General features: G+C 71.0%; 14 protein-coding genes. 2 read left to right on the forward strand and 12 right to left on the reverse strand.

Annotation, left to right across the window (positions count from 1 at the left end):
* Positions 1-290: 290 nt before the first annotated feature.
* Complete coding sequence (locus ACZ4FV_RS50170) at positions 291-716, reverse strand: Hsp20/alpha crystallin family protein (RefSeq protein ID WP_465328031.1); 426 nt, start codon at positions 714-716, stop codon at positions 291-293.
* A gap of 607 nt (positions 717-1,323) precedes the next feature.
* Positions 1,324-1,530 carry a hypothetical protein gene (locus ACZ4FV_RS50175; protein WP_465328033.1) on the reverse strand — a complete coding sequence of 69 codons (207 nt, stop codon included), beginning with the start codon at positions 1,528-1,530 and terminating at the stop codon, positions 1,324-1,326.
* Between the two features lie 343 nt (positions 1,531-1,873).
* On the opposite strand from ACZ4FV_RS50175, the gene ACZ4FV_RS50180 reads away from it, so the two are divergent.
* Positions 1,874-2,197, forward strand: a complete 324-nt coding sequence (locus tag ACZ4FV_RS50180; protein ID WP_465328034.1) for a DUF1876 domain-containing protein — start codon at positions 1,874-1,876, stop codon at positions 2,195-2,197.
* Positions 2,198-2,341: 144 nt separating this feature from the next.
* On the opposite strand, the gene ACZ4FV_RS50185 is transcribed toward ACZ4FV_RS50180, so the two are convergent.
* From ACZ4FV_RS50185 to ACZ4FV_RS50230, 10 genes are all read right to left on the reverse strand, one after another.
* The gene (locus ACZ4FV_RS50185) at positions 2,342-3,301 is read right to left on the reverse strand and encodes a universal stress protein (protein ID WP_465328036.1); all 960 of its coding nucleotides are present in this window, start codon (positions 3,299-3,301) and stop codon (positions 2,342-2,344) included.
* Positions 3,302-3,469: 168 nt separating this feature from the next.
* A complete protein-coding gene (locus tag ACZ4FV_RS50190; protein WP_465328038.1) occupies positions 3,470-4,078 on the reverse strand; it encodes a V-type ATP synthase subunit D in 609 nt (202 codons plus the stop codon).
* Positions 4,075-5,481, reverse strand: coding sequence for a V-type ATP synthase subunit B (locus ACZ4FV_RS50195; RefSeq protein ID WP_465328040.1), 1,407 nt, complete (start codon positions 5,479-5,481; stop codon positions 4,075-4,077). The genes ACZ4FV_RS50190 and ACZ4FV_RS50195 overlap by 4 nt, the downstream gene beginning before the upstream one ends.
* Positions 5,478-7,259: a V-type ATP synthase subunit A gene (locus ACZ4FV_RS50200; protein WP_465328041.1), complete on the reverse strand. Its 1,782-nt coding sequence runs from the start codon at positions 7,257-7,259 to the stop codon at positions 5,478-5,480. Before ACZ4FV_RS50200 ends, ACZ4FV_RS50195 begins: the two co-directional genes overlap by 4 nt.
* Positions 7,247-7,750 carry a hypothetical protein gene (locus tag ACZ4FV_RS50205; protein WP_465328043.1) on the reverse strand — a complete coding sequence of 168 codons (504 nt, stop codon included), beginning with the start codon at positions 7,748-7,750 and terminating at the stop codon, positions 7,247-7,249. The genes ACZ4FV_RS50200 and ACZ4FV_RS50205 overlap by 13 nt, the downstream gene beginning before the upstream one ends.
* Positions 7,751-7,773: 23 nt before the next feature.
* Complete coding sequence (locus ACZ4FV_RS50210; protein WP_465328045.1) at positions 7,774-7,998, reverse strand: V-type ATP synthase subunit F; 225 nt, start codon at positions 7,996-7,998, stop codon at positions 7,774-7,776.
* Between the two features lies 1 nt (position 7,999).
* A complete protein-coding gene (locus ACZ4FV_RS50215; RefSeq protein ID WP_465328047.1) occupies positions 8,000-8,419 on the reverse strand; it encodes an ATP synthase subunit C in 420 nt (139 codons plus the stop codon).
* A complete protein-coding gene (locus ACZ4FV_RS50220) occupies positions 8,416-9,768 on the reverse strand; it encodes a V-type ATPase 116kDa subunit family protein (RefSeq protein WP_465328049.1) in 1,353 nt (450 codons plus the stop codon). The genes ACZ4FV_RS50215 and ACZ4FV_RS50220 overlap by 4 nt, the downstream gene beginning before the upstream one ends.
* A 37-nt stretch (positions 9,769-9,805) precedes the next feature.
* Positions 9,806-10,729: a hypothetical protein gene (locus tag ACZ4FV_RS50225; RefSeq protein WP_465328050.1), complete on the reverse strand. Its 924-nt coding sequence runs from the start codon at positions 10,727-10,729 to the stop codon at positions 9,806-9,808.
* Positions 10,726-11,193: a hypothetical protein gene (locus ACZ4FV_RS50230; protein ID WP_465328051.1), complete on the reverse strand. Its 468-nt coding sequence runs from the start codon at positions 11,191-11,193 to the stop codon at positions 10,726-10,728. The genes ACZ4FV_RS50225 and ACZ4FV_RS50230 overlap by 4 nt, the downstream gene beginning before the upstream one ends.
* A 459-nt stretch (positions 11,194-11,652) precedes the next feature.
* Between ACZ4FV_RS50230 and ACZ4FV_RS50235 the strand changes: the two genes are divergently transcribed.
* Complete coding sequence (locus tag ACZ4FV_RS50235) at positions 11,653-11,904, forward strand: hypothetical protein (protein WP_465328053.1); 252 nt, start codon at positions 11,653-11,655, stop codon at positions 11,902-11,904.
* Positions 11,905-11,995 lie beyond the last annotated feature (91 nt).

Consider the following 11,995-nt stretch of genomic DNA (forward strand, 5'->3'; position numbering starts at 1 on the left):
TCGAGTACGAGCAGCAACACTGGGCCGACCAGGAGCAAACCACGCAGTCCGCGTGAACAACCGCAAACGGACTCTACAAAACTCGGGTCACCTCAGTGTCCCGTGTCCGCCTGACCAGGCCTGGGAGTGGTCTGCGCCGAGGCCGGCATCCATCGCACGTAGGCAAGGACGGCCGATGTGCGCGCAGACAAGGCGGCCGACGTTGCGGCGTGAGGCTTCCGGACCTGCCGCACCGGAAGATGGCCGCCGACACCGCCGCGGAACGCCCACTGGCGGTGCGGACGGCCGTCTCAGCCTTCGCGGGCGACTTCGATCCGCCGGGTCGGTGCCTGGGCCTCACCGACAGGTGCCTTCACGGTCAGCACGCCTTTGTCGTAAGTCGCGGTGACCTCCTCTTCCTTCACCCCGTCCGGCAGCCGGACGCTTCGGGTGAAGGAGCCGTACCGGAACTCCGAGCGCTGTTTGTCCTTCTTTTCCTCGCTGCGTTCCGCGTGGACGGTCAGCACACCGCCCGAGACCGTGATCTCGACGTCCTCGTCCGGGTCGATGCCCGGCAGCTCGGCCCTGACCACGTAGGTTCCGTCCTCCTCCTGCGACTCCTCGACCCGGATCATGTGCTCCCCCGGGGGGAAACGTAGTTCGGCGGGGAACTCCTCGAACCAGTCCGCGACCGACGGCCACCAGTGCGGACGCTTGTGCATCAGTTCTGCAGCCATTTTCAACATCCTCCTTGGATCTGAAGCGGACATCCTCTTCCACCCTCCTGCCAAGGGACGGCCCTCGCCACTCCGCCTGTGCTCGGCCGCCGGGCGTCCCGCCGCCGCGTGTCGCGCGACCTGCGGCCCGGGCTGCTCGCCTCGGGCGCGCGGCACGCGGACGGGCCGGCGCGCGTCGTCCAGGCAAGCGACTCGACGTGGTGGCGCCGGCTGTCGAGTGCGCCGGTCACCCGACTGGCCACGAGGACCCGCTCGGCATCCTCCAGAGCCTCCGTGAGGGCAGCATCCGCTTCCGTCGCTTTCCACACGACCCCCGGCGTACCGTGCGCTGCGCCGCTACTGGGCCAGGTGCCTCCGGAGCCGGGGCGGCAGTACCGGAAAGGGTCAGGGCCGGCCCTGGAAGCACAAGGATGACGATGGCAGTCATTGCGGCCGCCTCCCACAGGGGACGTAGCTGCCCACCATCGCTCGCGCCCGCCCGCCGGACACCGGCCGAATGCCTCTGAGGCCCGGGCCGGACACCCCGAGACGTAGCGCGTGTCGGGATGTCCTGGGGACTCCGAGCCGGGGCCCGCGCCACGATGCTCGAGGACCTGCTGTGCAGGGCTCAGCCGTCTCGGCGGGGGTCGGTCGTGGCGAGCCACGACACCGTGCGGGTGACGTCCGAGAACACCGCCGGCAGGATGTTGATCACGGCGTGCCAGACCAGTGCCTCGACGGCGAGGCCTCCGCCGGAGATCGCGTGCACCAGCCACGCGCACAGGCCGAACGCGATGCCCAGGACGAGGCTGACCAGCGGGCCGATGCCGGCCATCCGCAGCTCCGCGCCCGTCCGTTCGGAACGAAACGCCCCCGCCCGACGGCGACCGCGTTCCCGGAAGTGCTGAAGTAGGAGTCGGCGAGTGCGACAGCCCCGCCGTGGGGGACGGCGTGGGTCGGGAGAGGCACACGCACCCCCGGACGCGGTCGTGCCCGTTGGGATGAAGCGGGTGGGCCGGACCGGGGGATCCATCCATGCGCCGGCCCGCACCATCGCGCCCGCACCAACGCGACACGCTCGCCGGCGACGCGCCCCACGGCGGGCGCCGCCTGGTGGCGGACCACGCGAACGCGGCGGACGCTGAAGTCGTACACCGATTCGAATGGAGGCGAACACCATGGCCGCCACGAAGCAATGGACTGTGGAGATCTACCTCGGCGAGCAGGCCGCGGACAACGTCGAAGGCGACGCAACGGTGCGCACGCACGCGGAAGCGCGGTTGCGCACCGAAGACACCTCCGAACTGCGGGGTCGAGGCGACGCCCGCAAGAACCCCGCCGATCCGGACATCCCCGAGATCGGTGACGAGTTGGCCGCGGCACGAGCCCTGTCGGACCTGGCCCACCAACTGCTGCACGCGGCGGCGCAGAACCTGGAGGCGGTGGCCGGGAAGTCCACGACAGGGCCGTCGGCGACGCCCTGGGTCGACCCCGCGCACTGAAGCCGGAAGCGAACGACCTCCATACTCGGGTCGGCGAGCGCGTCCGTCTCGGCCCGGTCGCCGATCGCAATCGCGGCGATACGACGTGGCCACGGTCGACGCCGGTGCGCCACGCATGCTCACATCCCCACCCTCATGGGTGCGTCACGCTCCCTCGGCGTCATGACTCGGAACGACGATCACGGGACAGCGGGCATGGTGGATCAACCCGTGGCTGACCGAGCCCAACAGCATGCCCCGAAAACCGCCCAGGCCGCGGCTGCCGACGACCAGACACAACGCTGTCGCCGACCGGTCCGCGAGCACGCGCACCGGATGCCCGTGAAAGACCTGCGGCCGGATCACCACGTCGGGATACCTCTCCTTCCAGCCCGCAAGGCTCTCGGCCAGACGCACCCGGCCCCGTTCCTCGGCGTGCCGGGTCGCGTGGGTGACGAGCACCGCTTCGACGACCGCGCCGCGACGCGACGCCTCGTCGAAGGCCAACGTGAGCGCGGGCTCGGACCCGGCTGCGCCGTCCACGCCGACAACGACGGTCCGGGTGAGCCCTCCCTCGTCCTCGGATCGGCGGACCACCGCGACCGGGCATCCGGCGTGGGCCGCGAGGGGAACGGCGATGCCACCGGTGGTCAACAACTCCGTCCTCGCCGACAGGTGCCGTGAGCCGACGACCACCATCGCGGCCTCGCCGGCTTCGGTGCGCAGTACCGCAACGGGGTCGCCGTCGACCAGCACGTCGAGCACGTTCAACCGGGGATGACGGCCGAGTGCCAGCGCATGCGCCCGGTCGAGCGTCCGGCGACCCGCGTCACGGTACTTGTCGCCCCAGCCGTGCCGCGGGGGTGTCAGGTCCGGATCGCGGTAGATCTGCACCGGCCACGACGTCGCGTGTGCGTGCGCGCTGGGCCGATCACGTGGCGGCGGCTCCTTCGTGTGGGGGTGATGCGGCCTCGGCGCGCCCTGTGGCCAGTCCAGGACGTGCACGAGACGTAGTGGCAGCCCGCGGCCTGCGGCTTCGTCGGCGCCCCACGCGACGGCGAGTTGTCCGGCTTCGGTGAACTCGACGCCCACGACGACCGGGGCTCGGGCGGTGTGTGCGGTCATGACGGCACTCCTCTCAGGGGAGCTGAAGGGGCCTGTGCGAGCCCGCACCCACTTCGACCGTGCGCCGGATCGACAGATTCGGGCAGGGCCATTGGACCCGAAGACAAGGGCCACAAGGCCGTGGTCGTGCGGTCGGACCCACACGTGCATGGGTCCCGGGTGAATCACTCATCCGAACGCTTTGCGACGGTGGGCGGCCTCGTCCAGTTCCTGCTGCTCCAGTGCGAGCTCGCAGGCGCCCAGGGCCTCGTGCAGGCGCGGGATCCAGTGCCGTCTCAGGGCACGGACTCGTCGCCGCACACGCCGGATCTCGTTTTCCACCCGGCGCGTGGCCCGGAGCGCCGCCGCGTGATCGGCGGCGGCCTGCAACGCCTCGCGATAGCTCTGCTCCGCATGGATCAGCGCGGTGTTTCCCGGAGACACGGCCGCGTCGGATCGCGACGCGATCGCGCAGACCGCCTGCGCGGGGTAGCGAACACCCATCAGCGTGACCCAATCGACCGTGATCTCCGCCCTCGCGATCTCGGACCAGGCCGTCTCAGCCATACGTTCGCCGCCGAGCACGCGGCCACGCAGGAACCACGTCTCGGCTTCGGAGAGCTTGGCGTACCACACGCTCGCGGCGCGGCCTTCGGCCGCGCTCAGGCGATCACGCGTCCCGAGGAGGATGGTCAGCTTGCGTTCGAGCAGATTTGCGCCACGGTCGGCGACGGCAAGGCTGTGCCGCAGCCGCAGACGTTCGGCGCGACCGGACGGGCTCCCGGGGACGGCGATCATGCGGACTCCCCGGCGGGGTCGGAATCCCGCGGTACAAGGAAGGTGTCCAACAGCGACGAGGGCAGCATGGCGAGTTCGCTGCGCGGCAGTACCCGCAGTACCGCCCACGCGAGGTCCAAGGTCCGGTCGAACGAACGCAGTTCGTCGCGGCCCTGGTCGACGAACCGGCATCGGTACACCTCGTCCAGGGCGAGATAGCGCCGGTCCGTCGGGCTGAGCGCCGACTCCCCGATGAGGTCGACGAGTTCGCGAACCTGCCGGGCGTGGGCCAAGGCGGCGAGGAGTTGCGCCGCCACGTCGAGGTGATCAAGCCTGGTCCGACCCGTTCCCACGCCCTTGCGCATCAGACGCGACAGCGACGACAGGGCATCGAATGGCGGATACACCCCCAGGGCGTGCGTTTCCCGCGACAGCACGATCTGCCCCTCGGTGATGTACCCGGTGAGGTCCGGCACGGGGTGGGTGATGTCTCCCGCGGGCATCGTCAGTACCGGCAGTACGGTGACCGAACCGGTCCGCCCGCGGATGCGGCCACAGCGTTCGTACAGCGAGGCGAGGTCGCTGTAGAGGTAGCCGGGATACGCCCGACGAGCCGGTGTCTCCCCGCGGGCGGAGGACACTTCGCGCAAGGCCTCGGCATACGCGGTCATGTCCGTCATCACCACGAGAACGTGCCGGTCGTGGGCAAACGCCAGATCCTCCGCGATCGTGAGCGCCACCCGCGGTGTCAGGAGGCGCTCGATGACCGGATCGTCCGCGGTATTGAGCAGCAGGACCAGCTCTCCTGCCGCCGACCGGGCGTCCAACGCGTCCCGGACGAAGTCGGCGTCGACGCGAGTCAGCCCCATGCCGGCGAAGACGACGTTGAAACTCTCACCCCCGGTGGATGCCTGCGCGGCGATCTGCACGGCGAGTTCGAGGTGCGGGAGCCCGGCCACCGAGAAGATCGGCAGCTTCTGGCCGCGTACGAGCGTGGTCAGGCCGTCGATCGCGCCGACCCCGGTGCGAACCGGCTCCGCCGGCGGCTCCCGCCATCGGGGATTGATCGGTGTGCCGTTCACCGCCGCCGTCGTGTCGGCCAACACGGGAGGGCCGCCGTCCACGGGCTCGCCGCGCCCGTTGCAGACCCGGCCCAGCCACTCGGGCCCCACCGGCACCCGCAGGGGGCTGCCGGAGAAGGCTACCCGCACATTGGTGGGATCCACGCCCGACGAGCCCTCCAGCAGTTGCACCACCGCGAGACCGCGGTCGATGTCCAGGACCAGGCCGTGGCGCTGCTCGCCGCCGCCGAGGGTGATGCGCACGTATTCGTCCCAGCCCACACCGGACACGCCTTCGACCAGCATGAGCGGACCGCGTACTTCACGCACCGCGGTGTACTCGAGCTCGCCCCAGTGGATCACGACGCGCCGCCTTCACCGGAGGGGTCCGCTCCCGACGGTGCGCGACCCGGGGTTTTCGCCAAGGCGGAGAGCCGGCCGAGGACGGTGTCGCGTCGGGCGTCGATTCCCACGGTGTCGCCGTTCGGCACCTCCTCCCGGGCACGCACGAGGGGGCTGAAGTCGATCTCCTCGACGGCCGATGGCGCGACGTCGGCTTCGACGAGTTCGCGGCATGCGGCGACCACCGCCAACACCGCGTCGACCAACGCGGCCGTCTTGCCGGTGTCGCAGTGGGCGTCGTTCGACGAGAGCGCGTTCTGCTGCAGGACGCCTTCCCGGACCAGGCGGCCCGCGAGCACGCCGATGCGTTCCGGCGGCGGCAGCGCGGTGATGCCGATCAGGTCCACGAGGTCGGCAAGCCGATCCGCTTCGCTCAGTACGGCGGCTACCTGCGCGCGACGCCGCGACCACCGGGCGTCGCCGATGCCCGGAAGACCGACGTCCCGCGAGAACGAACCCGCCCAGGACACCGCCGGATAATGCCGCGCGTACGCCAAGTCGCGGTCGAGGGTCCACCGGCACCGGACGAAACGCTCCGTATGCGCGGTCACCGGCTCGGTGAAGTCGCCCCCGGGCGGTGACACGGCGCCGATCACGGTCACCGACCCCGCCGTGCCACCCAGCGTGGTCACGGCTCCCGCCCGTTCGTAGAATCCGGCGATCGCCGACGCGAGGTTCGCCGGGTAGCCCTCTTCGGCGGGCAACTCGCCGCTGCGCGAGGCGAACTCTCGCAGTGCCTCGGCCCAACGTGAGGTCGAGTCCGCGATGACCACGGTGTCCAGTCCCATGTCGCGGAAGTACTCGGCCACCGTGGCGCCGGTATGCACACTCGCTTCCCGGGCCATCATCGGCATGTTCGACGTGTTGGCGATGACGACCGTCCGATCGGCCAGTCGCCCTCCGGTGCGCGGATCCTCCAACGCGGCCAGCTCCGCGATGACCTCGGACATCTCGTTGCCGCGCTCACCACAACCCACGTAGACGATCACGTCCGCGTCGCACCACTTGGCAATCTGCTGAAGCAGCATCGTTTTGCCGGTCCCGAAACCGCCCGGCACCGCGACAGTGCCGCCCCGGGCGACCGGGAAGAGAAGGTCGATCGCACGCTGACCGGTGGTCAACGGTTCACCGGGACGCCGCCTTTCCCGGATCGGACGGGGCCTCCGAATGGGCCACGCCGTGGCGATCCGAACGGCGGTCCCGGCCACCTCGGCCACGACTTGGTCGCCCGAATAGCTGCCCGGTGGAACAACCCGCGTGACCGGGCCGCAGGTGCGCGGCGGGGCAAGGACACGCACGACGACCGCCCCGGCCACTGCGACTTCCCCCACGGACTCCCCCGCCGCCACGGAATCGCCCTGTGCGACCGAGGGTGTGAAGGCCCAGGACCGAGGCTCGTCGACGTTTCCCGGGCGACCGGGGGTCAGCCACGCCCCGACGTCGTCCAGCGGACGCAGAAGCCCGTCGAAGATGCCACCGAGCAGATGCGGGCCCAGCGGCGCGGACAAGGGTTCGCCGTGGCTCGTCGCCGGATCACCCGGCCGGAGACCGCCGGTGTACTCGTATGCCTGGACGGTGGCGACTTCGTCGCGGATCTGCACGATCTCCGCGAGCGAAGCGGCGTCCCCGAGAGAGACGACGTCGTGCATCGCCATGCCCGGCACGTGTTCGATCTCGGCCAACGGTCCCGTGACCCGCAGGACGTGGGAGGGCTCGGGGGCGCCGCTCACGGTGTCCACAGCGTCCGCACCTCCGCTCCCACACGGGCCAGGGCGCGTTCGGTCAGCGTGGCCGTCGTGAAGTCGACCCGTCGGTCCGCCGTCCAGCCGACCACGCCGCCGTCCGGATCCTCGACCACCGTGGCCGCGCCGCCGAGGCGAGCCCGGGTGCGGCGGACCAGGGAGTCGACGCGGTGAGCGTGCTCCGGCGCGCCCCACAGCCCTCGCGCCCGTGCGGTCACACGCGTGCCCAGCCGGTCCCACGCCTCCCGCTGCGCGACGAGAATCCGAGAGCGCGCTTCCCGGCCGGCACGCGTGAGCAACTCGCGAGCGGCCCTGTCACCTTCGGCGGCACCCTGCCGCCGTGCCGTGGCCAGGATTTCGCGGGCGGTTTCCGCGGCATGGTCCACAAGCGCGGCCGCGTCACGTTCCGCCTCACGATGCGTGCGGCACGCATCGGCGCGGGCGGCACGCAGGAACTCGGCACGCACGGGTTCCAGTGCGGTGTCCATGTCGTCGGTCTCACCCCGTCCCATCACGGCATCACCGCAACCAGACGAGTCGCGCCCTCGTCGTCGGCGAGGTCCTCCGCCAGCGCCTTCGCGGCGGCCGGAGTGAGCACCACCAGCTCGACGTCCGGCATCAACTCACGCCACACGGCGCGCACGGTCGACGGATCTTCCGCGATCCGCACGTCGACGCCCGCAAGAGCCAGCCCGGCCACGCGCGCATACTCGCCGATCGCCGCCACGCCTGCCATCTCACGCCTTGCCCATCAAGAGAACCGCCACCACGAGGCCGTAGATGGCGATGCCTTCCGCCAAGCCGACGATCACCATGGCCCGGCCGAAAAGTTCAGGTCGTTCGCTCAGCGCGGCCAGCGCCGCCGCGCCTGTGTAGGCCACCGCGATCGACGCACCGATCGACGCACCCGCGACCGCGATCGCGGCCCCGATCAGTGCGGCCGAAGAGGACGACGAACCACCGTTGGACGCGGCCGTGGTGGCCGCGTGCGCACCTCCACCCTCAACGGCGATCGCCAGCACCACTCCGGCGGCCGTGAGCATCAGCCCATTCGCGGCGATCACCCACCACAACGCCGCGCGTGACCGGCGCAGGAACAGTCTGACCACGAAGAAGACCACAGCGATGATGGGGAGAACGATGGTCCAGGCAGTCACGCCGCCACCTCCGTACGTTGTACGGGCGGATGCCAGGGCCGGAACGGCCGTCCCTGGGAGATGAATACACGGGAGAACAGCTCGTAGTACTCGAGACGCATGGCCTGCACGCCGGCGACCAACGCCTCCAGGGCGAAGGCCAGCGCGTTGCCGACCACGAACAGCGCGACCGCGGCAACCCAGCCGACGCCCCCGCGGCCGGCCGACATGGTGGTCCCGTCCCAGATGATCGCGCCGAGAGCCGCATGGGTGAGGCCGAAGGCCGCGAGCCTGGTGAACGAGACGATGTTCGATCCGAGCCGCATGACGGAGTCGACGAGTTCGACACCGGCCTGCGCCACGCCGCCGGCTCCCCCACCTGTGCCCGCGTACAGCCCGATACCGCTCAACACAAGCCCGGCGAACGCGAGGACGCCGCCCATCGCGAGCAGGACCGCGCCACCACCGACCATCGCGACGGCCAGCAGCACACACCCGGCGAACAGCACCCCGCCCCCGCCACCGGACGTCGCGTACCAGGCGTAACCCGGCCCGTGCTCGCGACACCGGTTGGCGAAGGCGACGACGTACGCCATCGCCAGCAAGACGACGCCGATCACCACCGCGGCCGTGAGCAGACGCAGCGGTTCGTCCAGGGGTCGCAACCACATGGCGGGCACGACGCCCGTCGGGCCGAAGAACTCCCCGTACAGGACGCCGGCGATCATCGAAGCGACCGCCGCCCCCGCCGCGAACGGCCACAGCGGGCGCAACCGCGCCCACGCGAGGGACCGACCCGTACGAAGGCACAGCGCGCCCACCAGCAACAGCGCCCCGTGGCCCAGGTCGCCGAACATCATGCCGAACATCACGGCGTAGGTGAGCCCGACCGGCATCGTCGGGTCGAGGTCGGCGTATGGCACTGTCCCGTAGGCGCGGAGGAGCGGGGCATACGACCGCCGTAGGGCACCGTCCTCGCGGAGCAGTGTCGGTGGATCGTGCCCACGCGGCATGCGCAGCGGGACGATCGCCGCACCGAGGTTCGCCAAGCGTGCCGCAGCTTCCCTGATGTCGGATACCGGGCACCATCCGGTCAGTGCGACGGCTTCGCCGTCGTGGGCCGCCTGATCCGCGAGTGCCTCCAACTGCGCCTCACCCGCCAGCAGGTCCGCGCGGCCGGCGTGCTCCAGCGCGTCGAGGTCGGGCCGTGACGCGCTCAAGGTCACCGTGTCCGGGCGACGGCGCAGCCGTCCGAGGTGCTGCCCGGCGAGGGCCTGGCGGGTCCGACCGCCTTCCTCACGGTCGAGTTCGATGCGACCGATCTCCGCGACGCGAACGAGCGTTTCGCGCAGTCGTGACCGTGGGGCCACTACTGCGATCCTTCGCATGGGCACCGGGGTCGCGGCGTCAAGGCGAGACATCGAGCACCTCCGGCGACCCGCCGCCGGTCATGGCGACCGCCAGAGCGGCGCGGGCCCGCCAGGCGTCGGTGGACATCAGGGCGATCGCACCCACCACGGTCGCCGGGCCGAGGCCCCTTCGTCGAAGCAGTCTGCGTCCCTCGTTCTCCACGTCGATCCACCAACGTGCCTCGGCGCGCCACAACTGCGCCGGGTGATCGATGCCGGCGAAGACCACACGAGTCCCGGGGGGCACCGCTCGCCGATATTCGGGGAACGATGGCGCGCACACGGCCGCAGAGCCGAGGGCGCGGGACGCGGCGCGACGCGTCGCGTCGGTCAACTCCCGTCCGAGCAGGAACCTCTCGCGACAGATCAGCAAGGCGAGCCGCCTACGTGCCCACCCGGCCGCGAGCGGCACATGCTCGGCGACCCGGACGCAAGCCGCGACCCGCATGCCGACTCCGACGGCTGCCGCGGTGTCGGCTCCGGGGTCGCCCCACAGCGAGTGGGTCAGCTGGGTCCTCAGCTCCGGGACGGAGGTGGTGCGGGCCAGCCTCGGCCACGCGATCGCCAGAGCTCCGAGCCGGTGCGGCGGGGCGCCCCCGCCGTTCCGGAAGGATCGGACATGGGCTTCGGTGTTGGAGATCTCGAACCCCGAGGCGAGCAGGCGCACGTCGTGGGCTCCGGAACGTGTTTGCCAGCCCGCGAGGACCCGAAGCTGCCACAGCAGCGTGGCCGCGACCGCGCGCTGGGCCTCGGCCAGGGAGTCGGCCCCACCCGCACGCCGACCGTAGGCGGTCGGGCCCAGATCTCGCACCGCCTTGTCCAACGTCGACAGTCCCGCGATCCGGCGCAGCTCGTCGCGACCGACGCAACGCGACACCATGGTGCGCGCGCGAACGGCTCCGGGAGCCCAACCGGCCGTCATCGCCGCTCCTCGCCCGCCGGGCCGGGTGGCGTCGGCCCCGTGCCGTCGAGTTCCGCGACGATCTCGGCGAGGACGCGCTCGACCAACGGGGGCACCTGCGCCTCGGCGCGTTGCGACACCGCACCGGCCTTCCGCAGCCCGGTGTCCCTGATCTCGGCCGCGCGTGCCTCCGCCTCCCGGAGCACCCGGCGCGCACTCCGCTCGTGCTCCGCCGAGAAGTCCTGGCGAGCACGTGCCACGAGCATCGCGGCGTCCTGCTCGCCGCGACGACGGATGTCGGCCGCTTCGCGGGCGGCCTCCGCGCGGATCGCGTCCGCCTCGGCCTGGGCTGTCTCGAGCAAGGCGAGCGGCGTCGCGAGCTCGTCGGCGAATTCACGCGAGCGATCGGCCGGGACACCGGCCACTCCCGGGCCGGGCGCGACAACCGGGCGAAACCGCTCGAGGAGGTTCCGAAGGGGCGCCATGGGGATCTCCAACCGGAGTGGAATTCCACGACAGCATCGCCGGGCGCCATCCGTCGGAGTCCGTCGATCCTGAATTCTGCGCGTGCGCCGGCCGGACGGCTGACGATCAACGCGTACGTCCATCGTCGGTGCATCCGACGCCTCTCTCAAACGCAGGCGGAGACCGTTGCCTCGTGAACGCAGATCACCGTCACCCCACTCCGGCACGGCATGTCGGCAGCCATGGTCGTTGCACACGGCCGCAGGTCGATCACCAGCTTTCGCCGCGCCAACGGCCGACATTCCAGAGCGAACCTTATGGTTGGCCACGTGGGTGGCGTCCTGCGTCGAAGCCCTGCATCCACGTGACGTACGCCCGGGCCCGTCCAACCGCGGACCACATGGCGTCATGGCCCGGGCACATGTGCCCGACACGGGTTCGAGTGGCAGCGTCGGCCGGCCGCGGGCACCATCGTCGGCATGGACGACATCACCGCGCCGCAGGAAGGTGACGCGCATTATCTGTGTGCCACCGCCCGCCTGTACGGGTGGCACGTCACCCGCCACGCCAACGGCAGCGCCCGCATCGCCCGCCCCGGCCACACCGTCCGGGTCCTTTTCGAAGCCGACGGCACCTTCCGGCACGCCCGCGCCGCGGGTCCCGGCTACAACCATCCCGCCCTGTGCCTGACCGACCTGCTCCGCATCCTGGAGAACACCACCGCACCCTGAGGGGCCCCGCGTTTTCCGGACACGTTGGCTTCTGTCGTTTACGCCGCCAGTCCGAGTTGCTTGTGCTCGTTCAGGACTTCCAGTGGCGTGC

This window comes from Embleya sp. NPDC025285 (assembly GCF_055558835.1).